Source organism: Polystyrenella longa, assembly GCF_007750395.1.
In the GTDB taxonomy this organism is placed as follows: domain Bacteria; phylum Planctomycetota; class Planctomycetia; order Planctomycetales; family Planctomycetaceae; genus Polystyrenella; species Polystyrenella longa.
The window spans coordinates 5,427,816-5,446,274 of the sequence record NZ_CP036281.1; the positions used below are offsets into that span (position 1 = coordinate 5,427,816).

11 protein-coding genes are annotated in these 18,459 nt (G+C 49.8%); 5 read left to right on the forward strand and 6 right to left on the reverse strand.

Annotation, left to right across the window (positions count from 1 at the left end):
* Window positions 1-223 precede the first annotated feature (223 nt).
* Window positions 224-685: a globin family protein gene (locus Pla110_RS19960; RefSeq protein WP_144998512.1), complete on the forward strand. Its 462-nt coding sequence runs from the start codon at window positions 224-226 to the stop codon at window positions 683-685.
* A 226-nt stretch (window positions 686-911) separates the two neighbouring features.
* Window positions 912-1,799, forward strand: coding sequence for a GntR family transcriptional regulator (locus Pla110_RS19965; RefSeq protein ID WP_144998515.1), 888 nt, complete (start codon window positions 912-914; stop codon window positions 1,797-1,799).
* A 168-nt stretch (window positions 1,800-1,967) separates the two neighbouring features.
* Here the strand turns inward: Pla110_RS19965 and Pla110_RS19970 are convergent, their stop codons facing one another.
* The 5 genes from Pla110_RS19970 to Pla110_RS19990 all read right to left on the reverse strand — a co-directional run bounded on the left by Pla110_RS19970 (window position 1,968) and on the right by Pla110_RS19990 (window position 8,177).
* Window positions 1,968-3,098 (reverse strand): hypothetical protein, encoded by a 1,131-nt coding sequence (locus Pla110_RS19970; RefSeq protein WP_144998518.1) that lies wholly within the window; start codon window positions 3,096-3,098, stop codon window positions 1,968-1,970.
* A gap of 234 nt (window positions 3,099-3,332) precedes the next feature.
* The gene (locus Pla110_RS22730) at window positions 3,333-4,172 is read right to left on the reverse strand and encodes a hypothetical protein (protein WP_197440324.1); all 840 of its coding nucleotides are present in this window, start codon (window positions 4,170-4,172) and stop codon (window positions 3,333-3,335) included.
* A 796-nt stretch (window positions 4,173-4,968) separates the two neighbouring features.
* Window positions 4,969-5,802 carry an OmpA family protein gene (locus tag Pla110_RS19980; protein ID WP_144998521.1) on the reverse strand — a complete coding sequence of 278 codons (834 nt, stop codon included), beginning with the start codon at window positions 5,800-5,802 and terminating at the stop codon, window positions 4,969-4,971.
* A 375-nt stretch (window positions 5,803-6,177) separates the two neighbouring features.
* Window positions 6,178-7,383, reverse strand: coding sequence for an aminotransferase class V-fold PLP-dependent enzyme (locus tag Pla110_RS19985; protein ID WP_144998524.1), 1,206 nt, complete (start codon window positions 7,381-7,383; stop codon window positions 6,178-6,180).
* A gap of 50 nt (window positions 7,384-7,433) precedes the next feature.
* Window positions 7,434-8,177 carry a HEPN domain-containing protein gene (locus Pla110_RS19990; RefSeq protein ID WP_144998526.1) on the reverse strand — a complete coding sequence of 248 codons (744 nt, stop codon included), beginning with the start codon at window positions 8,175-8,177 and terminating at the stop codon, window positions 7,434-7,436.
* Between the two features lie 224 nt (window positions 8,178-8,401).
* On the opposite strand from Pla110_RS19990, the gene Pla110_RS19995 reads away from it, so the two are divergent.
* Together Pla110_RS19995 and Pla110_RS20000 are read left to right on the forward strand one after the other, a co-directional pair.
* Window positions 8,402-12,625 carry a DUF1592 domain-containing protein gene (locus tag Pla110_RS19995; protein WP_197440325.1) on the forward strand — a complete coding sequence of 1,408 codons (4,224 nt, stop codon included), beginning with the start codon at window positions 8,402-8,404 and terminating at the stop codon, window positions 12,623-12,625.
* Between the two features lie 116 nt (window positions 12,626-12,741).
* Window positions 12,742-14,040 carry a DUF1552 domain-containing protein gene (locus tag Pla110_RS20000; RefSeq protein WP_197440326.1) on the forward strand — a complete coding sequence of 433 codons (1,299 nt, stop codon included), beginning with the start codon at window positions 12,742-12,744 and terminating at the stop codon, window positions 14,038-14,040.
* A 6-nt stretch (window positions 14,041-14,046) separates the two neighbouring features.
* Here Pla110_RS20000 and Pla110_RS22735 read toward each other — a convergent pair whose 3' ends face one another.
* Entirely contained in the window at window positions 14,047-14,382 is a 336-nt protein-coding gene (locus Pla110_RS22735; RefSeq protein ID WP_197440327.1) for a hypothetical protein, read from the reverse strand.
* Window positions 14,383-15,143: 761 nt separating this feature from the next.
* On the opposite strand from Pla110_RS22735, the gene Pla110_RS20010 reads away from it, so the two are divergent.
* Entirely contained in the window at window positions 15,144-18,431 is a 3,288-nt protein-coding gene (locus Pla110_RS20010) for a PAS domain S-box protein (RefSeq protein WP_144998531.1), read from the forward strand.
* Window positions 18,432-18,459: the final 28 nt, after the last annotated feature.

Consider the following 18,459-nt stretch of genomic DNA (forward strand, 5'->3'; position numbering starts at 1 on the left):
TTCCTGTCAGGCTCTTTTTTCGCGCGCTGTTAAAGCGAACCTGGCCCGTTCCTCTCCCCTCTATGGGAATATAACGGAGAGACGAATGACCCTGCTTCGATGTGGTTTCACCAGGAAGTGGTATTAACTAACCTGTTGAGCATTAAGAGTTTAAGAACAATAGTTTTCTTTACTCGAATCTGTTTTACATATTGAATCCGAACCTTCTACAATGGAGCCTGACGTGTTACTTGCTTTGGAGCTAATGCCTGTTCCGATGACAACCGTAGAGACCGTTCGCGAAAGTTATGCTCGCTGCCGGCAGAACCCCGATTTTTTCGATGCGTTCTACGACCACTTTGCGCGAAAGTCTTCCGAGATTGGTCCCCTCTTCTCTAATACGGATATGCAGAAACAGAACGAACTGCTCAGCGATGCGATCGTCAGCCTGATCTCCTTCGCCAAGGGGGACTCCGCCGCACGCCAGCACATCGAAGAAATCAGACTCAGCCATGATCGTTACCAACTCAATATCAAACCGAAATGGTATCCGTTCTGGATAGAGGCTCTGCTCGATACCATCAAAGAGTCCGATCCCGATTGCACACCGGAACTCCTGGAGAATTGGCAAACCGTCATCCAACCCGGAATTGATCATATCCTCTCCTTTCACTCCGGCGTCCGCCGGGATGAGTCCGCGGAGTGAGCGGCGCTCTTGTTCGGAATCGTGTTTGCCACGAGACAGAGAGAGGGCCGTATTAAGAGACACTTGTCAGAATGAGAATGAGGCTTATACGTGATTCTCTATCGTGAACGTGAGTCGAGGGAACGAGGTAGGTGAGTAGGAGCGGAAAAGGATAGTAATTCACTGGAAGGAGTGTTATTCTTCAGGGTGCCCATCGCCCACTCACTTCTCTATTCGAGCGTCCAGGATGTCGATAACCGATTACATTAAGGAAGATCTGCTTGCCCGCATCTGCAGTGGCGAGGAATCGGGAGAATCGTTGACGCTCCAGAAGTTGTCCGGCCAATACGGTGTCTCTATTACACCGGTCCGTCTTGCCGTAAGCGCATTGATCGACGAAGGCTATCTTCATAAAGAGAAAAACCGGCGGTTGCAGATCAATAAAGAGCGAATTAAAACAGCCGGTCCGTTGTCACCTCGTCCGGAACCTCCGCGAGATTATTATGAGCTTCTGAAAACGGAGCTCATCAGTTTAAGTCTGCAGGGCGAAGAAGTTTTTATCCGTGAAGAAGCGACGGCGGAAAAGTTTGAAATCAGCCGCTCCAATGTGCGGCATATTTTCTCCCGACTGGTGGGCGTTGGACTTCTCGAACATTATCCGCGGCAAGGCTGGAAGGTGCGTCCCTTTCGTCAGTCGGATCTCGATGCGTTTATCGAAGTGCGCGTCATGATGGAGCTGAAAGCGCTGGAACTCGCCCGCACTAAACTCGACCCTGTCCGGTTAAAGGAATATTACGACAACAATCGGTATCCCTCCGAGACGGAACAGCAAGCCCACATTGACGACCGGCTGCATGCGTACTTAATCGAAATGGCCGGAAATCCGTATATCTATGACTTTTTTGAACGTCATGGTCGTTACTTCGAAATCCTGTTCACCTGGGAAGGCCGCGACTCGAATGCCTCTTGCCAAACGGTCGAACATCATCGTGCGATTTTATCGGCGATGTTACAAGAGGACTGGAACAAGGCTGCCGATGCACTCAAGTTGCACATCGAGAATAATCATCCCCTATTAAAAAACCTGAGCCGGCCTTCTTCCGATCAATCAATCACGATTTTCTCTCACTCTTGATAGAGTGCTTCAACTTGGTGATAGAGTGCTTCAATCTGGCTCATGACTTGATCACGAAACGAAAAAACGATAGTCCCCTCGCAAGAGAAGACCATCGTTTAAAATCATTTTATTTCAATGTGCTACACCCTCATTCTTCGAACATGGCACATAGAAGTAGCGAACCTACTAATTTTGTTTTTCAGCCTGAGCATTTACTTTTGATTTCTTCTCAGAGCTCTTCTGTTGTTCGCCTTTTTCTTTCATTTTCTTGTCCATCGATTTATCGGAAGGTCGAACATCAAAGTTCTTGTCATTAACCCGAACCTGTTGAGCGATTAATGCCGGTTCACCATTAATGCGCCCCTGGTGGCCCAGTACGCGAATAGAAGTTCCTTCCTTCAATTCGACACCTTCAAATTTGTCGACAGGTCCAAGGTTTACCTGACGCTTTTGATCTTTCCCGTCCATCTTGACCCGCGCGATAACAAACTGGTCTTCATGTCCTCGGAAGTTGGTTTCACGAGTATCCGTGATTTCCCCCTTCAATCGCATCATTCCTCGACGTGCGGGGAGTTCGTTAGTGATTTCCTCACCGTTGAATACGACCGTTTTCGCCATGAGATGGTCTTCACCATTGACTCGAGCACGGACCCCTGTCAATTCAACCTGACTACCTTCTTTCAGCCCCAGTGGATTTACTTTGTCTTCTGGTCCAAGACAGGCTTTCATCGTTGAACCATCTTCTTTAGTGATCGTCGCCACGATTTTTTTCTGATCAGAATCGATCATTGACCTTGGGTGCATCTCTTTAATCTTACCACTCAGTTCGATTCGAGATCGTTCCTGCATGGCCATATTCTGTTCTTTATCAGATCGTTTCTGGCTTTCATCCTGTGCCTTTTCCAAGTCAGTGAGGAACAGAGTATGAATCGCGTCGAAGCGACCATCGTTGTCATAATCGACCCCGACATTAACCCAACCGACCATATTCACATCGTCTTCATGTGACTCACTTTGCTGCTGATACTGCTGGTTCTGACTCTGTTGGTTTTGACCCTGCTGAGCGGCAGAGTTTTGATTCTGTTCTGTCGTCACAGGGCGACGGGTTTCCTGGGGTTGAACAGTCCCATTTCGATTCTGCTCATTCTGCGGTACACCAAACGTGCGAGTGGTGTTATCTTCTGCTCCAGGCTGATTGGCAATCTGCGTCTGGTTTGTCGACGGTTTACTGGAGTCATCCTGAGCAAAAGCAGGTCCCGAAAATGCAACCGAAAGGCCGCAGAGGGACGAAAGCATTAATTTATTAGAATAGATCATCAAACGTTTCCTTCTGTTTTTTGATTATGTCATCGTTTGGAAATTAGCGGCGCTGATCATGACGTAACGTTTTTAAAACGAGTCAATCACAGCTTCGCTCGCAAACGGAATTGAAAAAATTAAGAGGGCGAAACACGGGCTGGCAGGAGTAATACCCACCACCAACCCGCGATCACACATCCTTAGACTACTATCTCTCATTAAATAATAAAATTACTCGACAACCGACCCGGATTAGTCCCAGTCCCACCAGTCATCGTTGGTGTAATAGTCGTCGTAATAACTATCGGAATAGTCAGACTGTCGGTCTCGGTAGGTACGGTTGCGATCTTCTCGATCCTCGTACCAGTCGTTGTCGTTCCGACTGTTGTTTCTGTAGTGAGAGTAGTTCCCTCGATCCCGGTTGAAATCACCACGATGGTTTCTTCCATACTGGTTATCCCAAGGCCGGTTGTAACGAAATCCTTCGTCACCATAGCTCCAGGATCGGTCCTGATAACCGAAGTCGTCATCACCATCCCAGTAGAAGTACCCACCACTGTCACCGTAGAGTCGGAAGTTGTCATCGCGATAACCACGTCGATTGTCCCAACGGCGGTCGCCACGGTTGCCTCTCTGATATCGATCACGGTCGTATCGGTCTCGATCATTTGAGTAACCATATTCGTCCCGGTCGCGACGATCTTCCCGTCGGTCGGCTCTATCTCGATTACCGACCCAGTCACGGTCTCCATCTCGATAATTGTTCTGTCGTCGATCCCGGTTATCGTTGCGATAGTCGCCTCGATCACGGGTATCGTTATCACGAGTTCGAGTATTGCTTCGAGCGTTCACGTCAACGTTAGCGTCAGGTTGAGCGGCCCGATTAGATCGAGAGGTTGCCCCATCTGCCGTAACGCCGCTAGATGTCGCTGGAGTTTCCGTTTGCACATTAACCCCGGCGTCTGTATTAGCACCTTGTTGAGTAGCGTTAATGTCTGCGGAAACATCTTGAGCGAAAGCGGTGTTTGTTACACCGACCCCGAAAGTTAATGCCAGTCCACCCAGAGATGTATAGATCAGTTTCTTAATCATGTTATGTTCCCTTCCTTCAATTTGTTTTGGAGCGTCTCAAAATTAGTACAGACATCCCATGCATCGTCCATAACAATCAGCGCGCAAGCTCATAGCGGACGGCAATAGTGGTGTCTATTCTGATTCAGAGTGCGTTACCCGATTGACAAGTTCACTTGTCAATCAGCTTTGGAGTCGAATTGATTAGAATCAGGGGCTGCGTCTAGGACTGCTGCCACTTACTGTCTTCCAGCCGCGAAAACCTCTTCTTACGGAAGGCTATCTCTGCTCGGAGCCAAGCTTGATCTGTTAAGCCAGCTCGGTATTGATCAGGCAGGTTTGTCGGCGTAGCAATCGAATTTCCCGTGATGGGTTGCCACTACGCCGTTGCAGCTTCTTAGAAAAGCCTGATCCAGTAAACAGCATTGAAGTCACTTGACAGTCATTAATTTGTGCAAGATGTATGCCGGTAATCGAATTCATTTGAGCAGATTTAGAGTTTTTCACTCAAAGTCATCACAACACTCTCTATATCAGAGCTTGTAGTTCTCTTCGACACATTGCAGAACCGCATTTAAGATCAATATTCGCTGATCTGTTCCAGGTAATCGAACGAACTTCTGCCGGATCAGCATTCAGTCTGGTTGGTGGACAGTCAGACTGTAAGTCTATCCAGGCGGCACGTGATTTCGACGAGTTCTATAGACAACAGGGATAAGCATTGCTGATGTCGATTCATCGATTCCATGAAAAACGCCAACTGCGGACCTGAGTGTCCGGTTGGCGTTTGTGTCTTACTGGTTGTTGACTTCAGAAGTTAGTTCAGGCTGTGCTGAGGATCCCATCCCGCGACGATTGCATCCGGGGCGAGAACGAAGATTTCAACACGTCTGTTTTTACTACGGGTACTGTCATCCATGTTGTCGATGACGGGTTGGAATTTACTGTACCCGGCCGCTCCCATACGAGTTTCAGCCACACCCCCATTTGATAGTGCCAGGACCACCGAGTTCGCCCGGTTGGTCGAGAGGTGCCAGTTGGTAGGATGGTTGGATTTCGTCGTAGACTGAACAATGTTCTTGTCGTCGGTATGACCCACGACGAGAATATTCAGATCTCGGGCATCGCCATCACTCATGATCGCCGCGAACTCATTTAACAGTGGAGTAGCATCTTTCTTCAGACGGTCGCTTCCAGAGTCAAACAGAATGTCCGAATGAAACTTACTGACTCCCGTGTGCGGATCGAATTCAAAGTCTTTGTATTTGTTGGCCAGTTCCTGAAAGCGACGGCTGGTCTCATCAGACAGAGGGCTGTCGGCGTTCTGAGCCTGTTTCAACAGACTGACATAGCGATTCTGTAGTTCACTTCGCTCTGCATTCAGATTGCCTAAACGACTATTCGCCGTCTGCAATTGAGAATCCATGCTGGCAAGCTGCTGTTCCAATTGTTGCTTTTCAACAGACAGCGATTGAGCCATCTGACTGGCCTGTGATGACTGGGCCACCAGTGACTGATTCTGTTGATACAACTGCCGAGCCCGAAGCTGGCTCACACGTAACTGGTCCTGGGGAACAGTATTGCAACCGACAACGAACAGACAGATAGAAGCCAAACTTCCCAGCAGGCAAAACGACTTGAGGCGAGACATTCAGAGACTCCTTATTACCCCTGCAATTCAGACGTATGTAGTCGATCAATTCAGACTATGAGCATCTCCGGTCGGTTCCACCAATGTAGAAACGGACGTACCGGTATCGACAGACTCAAATGGCTGTTATGGATCGAAATAGATTATTCAGGTTCGTAAGGGGAGAGAGAGTTTCGACTTGTACCCGGCAGCGGAGAGAAGGTGCTGTCGGTCAGGCAAGTCGAGCGGGTTTATATCGCTCTCTGAATTTTGTGCCAAGGCCGTTTTTTACAAAATTGAGCAAAAACCAAGGGTCGCCCCAGATTTATTTTCGAATACAAGTTCGGGACCCAAGTGATCTGATCGAAGCAGAGGAACTCCATATTAAGTGTAAATTCATACCATCGCAGTTCTTAATTGGCTTAACGCGTCGATCAGCTTGTCGATATCTGCCTGCTCTGTATAAAGATGTGTGCTGACTCGAAGCAGCTTCAACCCGTTCCAGTAAATCACTGGCACTTCGATTCCAAAGTCCTTCAGCAAGCGAGCCTGGAGCGGATCGGGTTGTCCGATATGTTTATCCCCCTCGGGAACTTCACCGATGGGGATAGAGACCATACTTCGCCGATGATCGTCACTCGCCATCGACAGCGGCTCGATTGAAAAGAGTTCCGAAATACGATCCGCCGCCTGCTGTGCCAAAGGAAAGCTGTGCTGCTGAAAAGTTTCCGTCCCGACTTTATTCCAGAAGTCGAGCGTAGCCGACAATGCGAGCCACGCGGCGTCATTGTCCGTTCCCTGCCAGAGAAACGCATCTTTCCAGTGCTTCGGTCTTCCACTCAGGCTACGGCCCCAGCTTGTCATTAATGGTTTCAGCTTCGATTTGAAGGCACCACGCACATAAAGGAAACCTGTTCCGAAGGGAGCCGACATCCATTTATGGCAACTGGACGTATAAAACTGACATCCCAGATCATTCAATTGAACCGGGTGCATTACCAGTGCATGAGGGCCATCCACACACACGGCGATATCGTGCTGACGAGCCCGTTGGCAGATTTCCTTGATTGGAAAACAAAGTGACGTCGGTGACGTAACATGACTAAGCACGATCAAACGTGTTCGGTCGGTCACTCTCTCAAACAGACTATCAATCAACTCTGCGGTAGACATCGGAGAATTGGGCAACTGTGCCATTCCAAACGTTGCCCCTTGCTGCTGACAGGCTTCTCTCCAGATATTCTGAACAGCGCCGTACTCATGATTGGTGAGCAAAACTTCATCGTCCGGCTCCAGAGAGAGCGATTGGGCAACGATGTTCATGGCGACAGTTGCGTTACTCGTCAGCAGCAGGCTATCCGACTTGGTCCCCAGAAATTGAGCCATCCGGACCGTCACCTGTTCCAACATCTCTTCACGCGTGCGAAAGAAAAATTCCGAAGGCTGACTTTCGATTTTCTGCAGATGTTCCTGATGTGCCTGTTGGATCGGTAAAGGAGAAGGACCAAACGAACCATGATTCAGGTAGGTCACCTCCGGGTCGAGTGACCATAGTTTCTTCCATGGTGGGGAAAGATCGTACTCCTTCAATCCGGACCACATGCCAAGGACTCCTACCTGCGTTTGCTTTTTAACTTTGTGAATCGTGTTACTTATGCGTGTTGATCATCTGTCTGGTTCAGCGGAGGATAACACATCAGCCCCCAGTCTTCCCGCGCACCATGATTAATTAGAATGGTGAGAAACACTGGCTGCAAATGACCCAGCATTGTCGCACATCGACGGAGGGCCGTGCGGTTCAGTTTGCCACCACAAGTTGCCGCACCATGCACGAGCTGGCAGCGAACGAGATAAATTCGTTCCATTACCCGGTTCAGCAACAGCCCCCACCGTTCTTCCAAGTACCAGGTCCGCGCGTCGTACATGACTTTCTTGGATTGCCCCGCTCGTTTGGGAGTCGGATCTTGCCAGAAGAATTTACTGAGGTGCTCATCCTCCAGAATCGCCATGACCAACTTGCGATGTTTCCGCAAGATGGACGCTAGGCAATCATCATGATCGAGCTTCACGATCTTTTTGAGAAAATCGGCCCACGACGACGCGTCCGAAACCGGAGTCCGATCTTTGGGATTCCAAACACCATACAATGTATTGAGAGAAATCCAGAGTAGGATCAGCTGCTGATCGTGGCTGGCCTCCAGTTTCTCCACCTGTTCGAGCCAACTGCATGCGCGATGAATCCGGATGACGGTGTCCCGCTCGTATCCTGTTTCGCTCAGACTCGTTTTGTACGGTTTCCACGCCCGGCGAATCTCTTCTACTGTCTGGTAAATAACAGCCGGTGATGCCGATGGCGTTTTTTCCTTTAGCGGGTTCTGGCTTTTCTCAGTCATCATTTAGTGTCCCGCTGAATTTCTCGGTCATCAATCCAAAAATGTTCGCCCTGCCAGCGTAGCAGGATGAGCGTGATAAGAAAATGATTTGTCCACCTCGAACTGGGGTACTTTCGAGGCGACACAAAATCGCCGTTTAGCCTGGTCAGGGTAAGATGCAGGAAAAATCGGTTGTTTCCCGACCTCCGCACAGTTTACGATATGAGATCACCCTCCGGAGAACCTCGATGCGCCTTCCTGATCTGCCCACCTCAATTGTCACCCCCCGATTGCGACCGACTCTATTATTCGGTTGTTTCATTCTGTTCTCTGCCGCGTCTATCGCTGCTGCGGAGGACTCACTCCCTTTCGAGGATTTAGAAGCGGACTTCACAATATCGATTCAACCGTTGTTGAAAACATATTGCAACGACTGCCACTCGACGGACGCCCAAGAGGGAGATCTCGACCTCGAACGATATGCAGGGTTTCAGCACGTCCGGCAAGCCCCCGCACCGTGGCAGAAGGTGATTGAAATGCTCGACAACGGAGAGATGCCTCCGGAAGAGAGCAAGCAACTGACGGCGGAAGAAAAAAAGTCACTACTGAAATGGGTCCGACATTATCTTGATACCGAGGCTCGCTCCAACGCGGGTGATCCAGGGCCGGTTGTGCTCAGGCGTTTGAACAATGCCGAATATACTTACACTATCCAGGACCTTACTGGTGCCGAACTCAATCCGGCGGAACAGTTCCCTGTCGATGGTGCAGCGGGGGAAGGATTCACCAATACGGGCAACTCGCTCGTCATGTCCCCGTCACTGGTGACTAAATATTTTGACGCCGCCAAAGGGATCGCCAGTCATGTAGTTCTGTTGCCTGACGGAATTCGATTTTCGACAGGAAGCTCTCGTCGCGACTTCACCGACGAAACCGTCGCCCGCATTCAAGAAATTTATACACGCCACACCGGCCCGATGGGTGATTCCCATTTACTGGATCAATGGAACGTGGCGGATACGGCTGTGCTCACCAAAGACGATGGTCGCGTCGACCTCGCGCGTTATTTCGGTGTGTTGTTGAAACATCGAGATTCGTTGATATCTGGCAAGGTGAACTTTGAAGAGATCGCATCCGCTGAAAAGGTGAACGCGAAATATCTACAGCTCCTGGGAACAATGCTGGTGGCCCCTCTGGATGATTCCATCCTGTTGAATCAATTGCGGCAGCGCTGGCAAACAGTCACTCCAGAGCAGGGCGATGAAATCATCGCCGAGATTCGTGCCTGGCAGCAGCAGTTATGGAAGTACAACAAAGTTGGCCAATTTGGAAGCATTCGCGCCTGGCAGGAGGGTGTGAACCCGATCAGTTCTTCACGACAGTTCCGTTTTCCTCTTTCTTCAGAGAAAGCAGGTGAAGATCTGATTCTCTCACTACAGGCAAACAATGCCGGTGACGAAAGCCCTGATGATGTCGTCCTTTGGCACCAACCCCGATTCGTTCGACCGGGACAATCCACATTGTTGCTCAGCGATGTACGAGCCATTTCGATCTTGCTACCGGAACTCCGAACAGAAACATTAACGAAGATCGAAAACTACCTCTCTGCTGCTCAGGAAATACGTAATCAAACAGCAACAGAGAACGAGCAAATGGACGTGAACAGTCTTGCGGCGCGGCACGATATCGATCCGCTACTCATGCCGGGATGGTTGAGCATGCTGGGACTTGGTGGAAATACATTGTCCTCTCAAGACTACCTTCATGTGGCTTATCAGGATCCCACTCGGGAGTCGGTTAAAGGGTGGGGGTTCCCCGAGGCTCCCGCATTAATGCTGCTGAGTAATCCCACAGATGACACATTAAGAGTTCCCGGAGAAATGCTTCCTCATTCGATTGCCGTTCATCCTCGCCCAGAACGTTGGGTGGCCGTTGGTTGGCAGAGCACTATCCAGGGTAGTGTCCGCGTGGAGGCAGAAGTTCAGGACGCCGATCTTGGTTGTGGAAACGGGGCAAACTGGTCACTCGAACTTCGACGAGGATCTCAACGCGAAGTTTTACAGTCCGGCACCGTGGCCGGCATGACCGCCGCTAAGGTCGATCCGATAACAAACATCTCTCTTCAGCCCGGCGATATGATCTCACTGGTCATCGACCCCCGCGACCGTGACCACGCCTGCGATTTGACTCGGATTGAATTGAAAGTCACCGAACTAGCGGAAGAGCAGCGTAGTTGGTCCTTAACCGAGGATTGTGCCGCAACGATCGCCGACGGAAATCCGCACGCCGATCAACATGGCAATCTTTCAGTCTGGCATTTTTATTCAGGAATGATCGAGGAAAACCTTTCCGATAATCAATATATTCCACGTGGTTCCCTGCTAGCTAAATGGTTGGGAGAACCGGATTCAGAACGGGCTCATTCACTGGCAAAGCAACTCCAACAATTGTTGAATGCAGGACCAACCGATGCAACCACCGAGGAGGATCGTCAACTTTACTCCCGGTTACATAGTCTGAACGGTTTGCTCTTTTCTCAAATCGACTACGCGACTCTCGCACTGCGATTGCCAGAGGAGCGAGCTAACGAAAACCAATTCGGTTTTAATCCACAAGAAATTGAATCAACCAATATTCAACAGGTCACAGAGCGGGGCGACCTCATCGTTACAGCACCAGCTCAATTAATGTTCCGGCTACCAGCTGACATGCTTCAAGGGGCCGATTTCGTCACGGCGGCCACACTGCAGATGGCACAAGGCTCTGTTCAGGTCCAAGCGTCAGACCAAGTTCAAACCGACTGGGAGAATTTGCAACCGGGCCTGCCAGTGCTACTTCCAGAAGGAAGTGGAACGCGTAAACAATGGGAAGCCTCTCTGGAAGAATTCCGAGATCTGTTCCCCTTAGCGATGTGCTATCCCAAAATCGTTCCTGTCGACGAAGGGATTTCGATCGTGTTGTATCATCGGGAAGATGAGCACCTGAAGCGGCTCATGCTCTCAGACGAGGAGTCCCAACGACTCGACCAACTCTGGAGTGAATTGCGATATATCAGCCAAGATGCCCTGACCAGCCTGGTCGTGCTGGAACAGTTGATTCAATTCGCCACACAGGATGGCGAACCGACGTTATACGAACCTCTTAGGGAACCGTATGAATTGCGGGCCTCAGAGTATCGAAAATGGTTACTGGAAACGGAGTCTGTTCATCTACAGGCATTACTCGAATTCATAACCAGAGCTTACCGGCGTCCGTTGACGCCACGGGAAACAACGGCCATTCAGGAACTTTACGCTCAATTCCGTGAAGAGGAGATGGATCACGAAGAGGCATTCCGACTGACATTAGCTCGCGTGTTAACGTCTCCGGCGTTTTTATATCGACTGGAAGAACCGGGCGAAGGCTTGGAACCGACACTGGTATCCGACTTCGAACTGGCGACTCGGCTCAGTTATTTTCTCTGGTCGTCTACTCCCGATGCAGAACTGACTCGACTAGCTTCCGAAAACCGTCTGCACGAACCGGAAGTTCTGGCGGCTCAGACACGCCGCATGCTGGCCGACCCAAAGATTCGACGGATGGCGATCGAGTTCGGCTGCCAGTGGTTACATATCCGCGATTTCGATCAACATGATGAAAAAAGCGAAGCTCACTTTCCCGAGTTTGCGACAATTCGGAAAGACATGTATGAAGAATCGATTCTCTACTTCACCGACTTGTTTCAAAACGACCGGTCGATCCTGGATCTCATCGAGTCTGACTACACATTCCTCAACGAGAATCTGGCGACATTTTATGAAATCCCCCACGTCACCGGCCCCGACTGGCGACGTGTGGAAGGGGTCCGGCAATATGGTCGCGGTGGCATTTTAGCTCAGGCGACCACATTATCGAAACAATCGGGAGCGTCCCGGACGAGTGCGATTTTGAGAGGAAACTGGGTTTATGAATCTCTCCTGGGAGAACGTCTTCCTCGTCCTCCTCAGGGAATTCCCATTTTGCCTGAAACCGTTCCTGCAAGTCTTACGGAACGTCAACTGATTGAACAACACAGTTCTGTCGCCTCCTGTGCGAAATGCCATGAGCGTATCGATCCATTCGGGTTCTCGCTCGAAGGGTTCGACGCCATTGGTCGTAGACGATCCGTCGATGGTGGCGGACATGCGATCGACACTTCGACGACTCTGAGAGATGGAACCGAGATTGAAGGCTTGTCGGGGCTTCAGCAATATCTGGGGGAATCTCAACGCGAAACCATCGTGCGTCAATTCTGTCGAAAGCTGTTAGGATATGCCCTCGGACGGTCTGTTCAGCTTTCTGACGAACCTTTAATCGATGAAATGATGACAAAACTGAGTCAAAACGGTTATCGTATAGTCACTGCCGTCGACACGATTATTCAGAGTGAACAGTTCCACAAGATTCGTGGTCGCGATTTCAGTCCTCCATTTGAAGTCACCGACACGCCTTGAATTTGTTTCTCTCCAACACGGCCAACTGAGCTGGAGTTTGCCAGCTTATAGTTTGCTGTACTTTTCGGTTAACAACCTCCGGTAATGATAACGCCTGCTAACTAAGGTAAAGAACTATGTTTGATACATCACGTCGCCAGTTCCTGTGCGGTCTCGGTGTGACAATGGCGTTACCCTGGATGGAATCACTGAAGCTGCTAGCCGACGAAAAACAAATTGACGCAGCAACGGGAGAAGCCCCCAAGAGATTTGGGGTCCTGTTCTCCGGAAATGGATTTCATCACACCGAGTGGTGGGCCAAAGGTGCGGGCGCAGAAATGGAGTTGGGCCGAGTTCTGGAACCGTTGCAGTCTCACCGAGAGAAAATGCTGTTTATCAAAGGGCTGTACAACGAAGAAGCGTTGAAAGGAAACATCCACAGTTCGCAAACAGGCAACCTTCTTTCCGGTGCCCCCCTCGCCTCCGGTGGAGACATTCATTCCGGCACCAGTGTTGATCAGGTCCTTGCCCAAACCTATGGTAAAGGAACCAAAGTTCCCAGCCTGGTACTCGGTTGTGAGAAATCAAACCCGGCAGTGCACAAGAACTATTCGATGCTCTACAGCTCGCACATCTCCTGGAGTTCTCCCACCACGCCAACTCCACTGGAAGTCTATCCGGCACTCGCATTCGATCGCATGTTCCGGCAGTCTGCTTCCGCCGCTGATCAAAGCGTCTTGGATGCCGTACTGGAAGACGCGTCCGATTTGCGAAGAACGATCAGTAAGAATGACCGACGCAAGCTGGATGAATACCTGAACTCGGTACGAGAGGTCGAGCAGCGAATAGACCAGGCCAATAATCGAGGCGAATTCCAAGGCTGGCGCCCGACTTTAATAGAACCCAATATTCCTCGGCCCACAGATGGAATCCCACAGGACATTGCCGAGCATATGCGTCTGATGTGCGACATTCTAGTTCTGGCGTTTCAAACAGATACCACCCGAATCTGTACGCTTAAACTGAACAACGATCATTCGTCGCTCCGCTTCCCGAACTTAAATATCGACTACATGATCCACCACCTGCTGTCTCACCAGGAATCGGAAGACTGGCTGCGGGTGAATCAATTCTTTGTCGAGCAGTTAGCCTATATTGCTGACAAGCTTGATGCTGTTGAAGAAGGGGAACGAACCGCCCTCGACAACAGCATCCTCCTGTTCTGCTCCAGTATGTTAACCGGAGGTCACATAGCGACCGATTTGCCTGTTGTGATTGTCGGTCGCGGAGGAGGGAATCTCGAAACAGGACGCGTGCTCGACTATTCCGATAAACCTAATCGGAAAATGTGCAGCCTGTATCTTTCCCTGATGGAAAAATACGGAGTCCAACTTGATCGGTTCGGAGATTCCACAGAACGCCTGTCGGAAGTCTAATGACGATTATTCGCCGTCATTCTTCGCATCGACTTCATTTTCGTTCTCCTCGGGAATATCAACGTCGATGTCAGGGACGGTGATCGTTTTCTCCTTGGTTCCGACATCCACATCGGGTCCGCGTACGTCGACGTCAGGCATTCTGCCTTCTGTCGCTTCCACGTCTATATCCGGGAGCTCTCCTTCGTCTCTCACGTCTACGTCGCAGCCGGTCATCAACAGGGCACCCGGAAGGATTAACAGGCCAAAGAGGCTTTTCTTCCATGGGTCTGCAAAGACTCGCTTACTCGATGATGAGATTGTTTCGTCACATTCGTTTTTATTGCAGTTCTTGCCAGACATCAGTTTTCTCCATTGAGAGTTAGGATGATGAGATTATTCTTTTCGGTCATGAACGTCTAAATCGATAAGGACAGAAAATGTCCAAAGAGCGATTGACGCAGGAGTCGAAAAGCATGATTCAGCTAAAGGCAAAAGGCATGCCTATCCCTGATTTTCTCTCCTGACACCGCTATTCCAGCCGGGAAGCGCCCAAATAACGGTCCAGAACTCTCGCTGCATTGGTTCTCTGCGATTTTGCGTCCTCGCTGTTGATTCTCAAACGACCACGATGGTTCATCGCCATACACAACCTCGCCGACGAAATGCACACTTGATCACATGGGGCAATATAAAACCGTTGCCAAACCTCACGGAAGTGACTAATCAGCTAAATAATGATTTGAGGACAGCACGTCATAATAATGTGGCTGGCAAGATGTTCGTTCGAGCAAAAAAGAGTAAGATAGCTCCGCGTGCGAATTCACTAGGTACATCTAATTTTATGACGAACCAAGGGTGAAAGATCACGCATCGATTTGCTACTCTGTTTTGATGCTTTCTTCTCTGTCGATTTAATCAGATCGATCAAAGGCGAATACGAAAAGTTCTACGGTTACCCTCCTCGAAAATCCCGATTTAGCTAGAACTACAAGGTCAGGAAGATCCTCTCTTGTGATCGCTAAAGATAGGGAACTATCTTGTCGGGAATGAGGGCCAGAAATCCATGAATGGAATCAGGCCCACGTTACTCCTTCTAATACAGGCATTCCACGGGAGTCCGGATGGGTACTCTGATTGAGTTTTTCTCCAAGCTGTTCGACACGTCCGATTTCCCCGCGCGCTGGTACTGTGGAAAATGGACCTCCGGACACGGGTGGCTGCATATCATCTCGGATCTGGCGATCTGGGGGGCCTATATGGCGATCCCCGTGGTGCTGGTCACCTTTGCATTCCGCCATCGGAAGGAAATTCCCTATAGCAACATCTACCTGCTCTTTGCCGGTTTCATCCTGGCTTGCGGCACCACCCATCTGATTGAAGCGATCATTTTCTGGCACCCGGTCTATCGACTGTCGGGCATTTCTAAATTAGTGACCGCCTCCATTTCGTGGGCGACGGTGATTGTTTTGATACGCATGGCTCCACAAGCGATGGAATTACCAGGCCTGAAGAGATCCAACACAAAACTGGAACGGGAGATCAAGCGTCGACGCGAAGCAGAGAAAGATCTGGTCGAAACAGAAAAACTCTTTCGCATCACGTTTGAAAATGCCGCAGTCGGAATGGCGCATGTCGCACCGGATGGAACGTGGCTACGCGTCAATAATCGTTTGAGCGAAATCGTCGGCTATACACCTGAGGATTTGTTGCAACTCACCTTTCAGGACATCACCCACCCAGAAGATCTCAATGCAGACCTCGAAAGTTACTCCAAACTACTCGCTGGAGAGATCGAGAAGTACGCTATGGAAAAGCGTTACTATCACAAAGAGGGTAACATCGTCTGGATTCTGCTGACCGTCTCGCTAGTCAAACATGAAAATGGCGAGCCTGATTATACTATTGCCATTATTCAAGACATTACGGAACGGAAGACACTGGAAGAAGCTTCTGCTGAAACTCAACGATTGCTAAGTACCTTCATGGAGAATGCGCCTTCCGCAATGGGAGTAGTGGAATTAGCTCCGGATAATTCCGACATCCTGCATTTACTCGACAACCCTGCAGGAGAACGTTTCTTCAACGTAACGGAGGGGGGGACTTCCGGAAAATGGTCGATAGAACACCTTAACATGTGGCCTGCCGCAGTTCAGGAATGGATTGAAAATTACCGCAAGGCTCAGCGAAATCAATCGACAGTTAACTTCCAGTTTCAATTCATCCCACCCGATTCGCCTGTCGATTCAGAGCAAACATTGCCTTTGGATAATCAGATCTGGCTGAACGTGAATATGGCCTATCTGGGTACCGGGGAAGAGGGACGTGATCGATTCTGTTACATCGCCAGCGATGATACATTTCGGAAGCAGTCTGAGTTTCGCTTACAACGCAGCCACGACACTTTTTTTCATCTCATCGAAGCGGCTCCCTTTGGAATTCATATCGTCGACGATCAGTTACGAATGAGCCAATGCAGTTCCGGCACAGAGAAACTATTTGGTTCAGCTGACCTATTGGTCGGTTTAAGTATGGATCAAATCTTCACTCGTCTTTGGGGCAAACAGATTTCCAGTGAACTGATGGCCGTGTTTCAACAGACTTTAACGTCGGGAAAATCTTATACGGCGAGCGACTACAGTTTGTACAACCTGGATAATGGCAAACTGGAGTATTTCGACTGGGAAATTCAGCAGATCATCTTGCCCGACGGAAAGTATGGCGTCGTCTGTTATTTCTACGAGACGACCCAGTGGAAGGAAGCCGAACTGGCTGCACGCGAAAGCGAGAGCCGCTTGAAACTGGCGACCGAACTGGTGAAAGTCGGCGTGGTTGTTTGCGAATGTGAGAACAAGCACGTGATTCTGGACAAGATCGCCGCAGAACAATACGGCTTGCCTTCGGAGTCGGCACTTACACTGGAGGAATATCGAAACTGTTTCTTCCCTGAAGATCGAGATCGCTTCGACGATCAAATGCATCACGCAATTGCCCCCGGTAACCAGTCGACCCCAACTCTTGAATACCGCGTTGTGCAGAAAAATGGTTCGAGACGCTGGTTGGGAATTTGTATGCAGGTCGAGTTCGAAATTTCGTCTACCGGCTCTCCCGAACCGAGCCACTGGTTGATTGCCTCAATTGACCTTACCGAACGGAAACGACACGAAGAACAACTCGACCTTGCCCGGCAACAGGCGGAAGCGGCCAACAGAGCCCGTGGAGAATTTCTGGCTAACATGAGTCACGAAATCAGAACACCCATGGCAGCATTAATGGGGCACGTCGAAATCCTGATGACTCATTTGCAGGACCCCGATAATCGCGAAAGTGTCCGCACCATTAAACGGAACGGACATCACCTTCTGGAGATTCTCAATGATATCCTGGATATCTCTCGCATTGAAGCGGGTAAACTCGAAGTCGAGCAAACCCGTTGCGATATTGTGCAACTTCTGAAGGACATCGACTCTCTGATGCGAGTCCGAGTCGACGCCCACCGTGTCAATTTCATTATCACCGCAACTGAAAAGATTCCCAAGTTCGTACAAACAGACCCTAAACGGCTGAAACAGATTTTGCTCAATCTGGTTGGGAATGCGATCAAGTTTACTCATATCGGTCAGATCAAAGTCGAAGTCATCTTCAATTCTGACGAAAGCCAGATTGAGTTCCATGTCGAGGATACTGGCATTGGAATTCCCCAAGAGATACTCAGCACCCTATTCCGCCCCTTCAGCCAGGGAGACGCTTCCCGGACCAGAAAATATGGCGGAAGTGGACTGGGACTTGCCATCAGTCAACGCCTTGCAGGCTTATTGGATGGGAGCATCACCGTCGAAAGTCAAACAGGGGTTGGCTCAACGTTCGTGGTTAGCTTACCTATCCTGGATAAGGAAGAACTTGATCTCATCACTTTAGAACTGGATCTGCCTACTGCAGAAGAAGAGCAAACGGTGATTCGACATCTCGAAGGAAACATCCTGTTGGTGGACGACCGACGTGACATTCGATTCGTGGGCCAACATTTTCTGGAAGAAGCTGGAGCGACTGTCACAACCGCCAGCGACGGTGCGGAAGCAATACGCCTTGTCGAAAACGCTGCGGAGATGGGAAACGAATTTCGGTTGATCATCATGGACGTTCAAATGCCCAAGATGGACGGCAACACTGCCGTTATGAAACTAAGAGAAATGGGTTTCCAAACGCCGATCATTTCCTTAACCGCCGATGCGATGCGAGAAGACCGGGAACGATGCCTGGCATCGGGTGCCGATGATTATCTGGCTAAACCAATTGATAAAGCGCACCTCGTTAATAAGGCCGCTTCCCTGATTTGCGACATCACACCCGAAGAATTAAAGGAACGACGTGACAATCGAGCAGCCGACACAACCGAAGAAGGCGAAGCCTGAGACTGGGTTTCTACTTAGTAGTGAATAC

Bases quoted from the DNA above. Each gene is read 5' to 3' on its own strand.
- Pla110_RS19965 (WP_144998515.1), top strand. From the start codon at position 912: ATGTCGATAACCGATTACATTAAGGAAGATCTGCTTGCCCGCATCTGC.
- Pla110_RS19970 (WP_144998518.1), bottom strand. From the start codon at position 3,098: ATGATCTATTCTAATAAATTAATGCTTTCGTCCCTCTGCGGCCTTTCG.
- Pla110_RS22730 (WP_197440324.1), bottom strand. From the start codon at position 4,172: ATGATTAAGAAACTGATCTATACATCTCTGGGTGGACTGGCATTAACT.
- Pla110_RS19980 (WP_144998521.1), bottom strand. From the start codon at position 5,802: ATGTCTCGCCTCAAGTCGTTTTGCCTGCTGGGAAGTTTGGCTTCTATC.
- Pla110_RS19985 (WP_144998524.1), bottom strand. From the start codon at position 7,383: ATGTGGTCCGGATTGAAGGAGTACGATCTTTCCCCACCATGGAAGAAA.
- Pla110_RS19990 (WP_144998526.1), bottom strand. From the start codon at position 8,177: ATGATGACTGAGAAAAGCCAGAACCCGCTAAAGGAAAAAACGCCATCG.
- Pla110_RS19995 (WP_197440325.1), top strand. From the start codon at position 8,402: ATGCGCCTTCCTGATCTGCCCACCTCAATTGTCACCCCCCGATTGCGA.
- Pla110_RS20000 (WP_197440326.1), top strand. From the start codon at position 12,742: ATGTTTGATACATCACGTCGCCAGTTCCTGTGCGGTCTCGGTGTGACA.
- Pla110_RS22735 (WP_197440327.1), bottom strand. From the start codon at position 14,382: ATGTCTGGCAAGAACTGCAATAAAAACGAATGTGACGAAACAATCTCA.
- Pla110_RS20010 (WP_144998531.1), top strand. From the start codon at position 15,144: ATGGGTACTCTGATTGAGTTTTTCTCCAAGCTGTTCGACACGTCCGAT.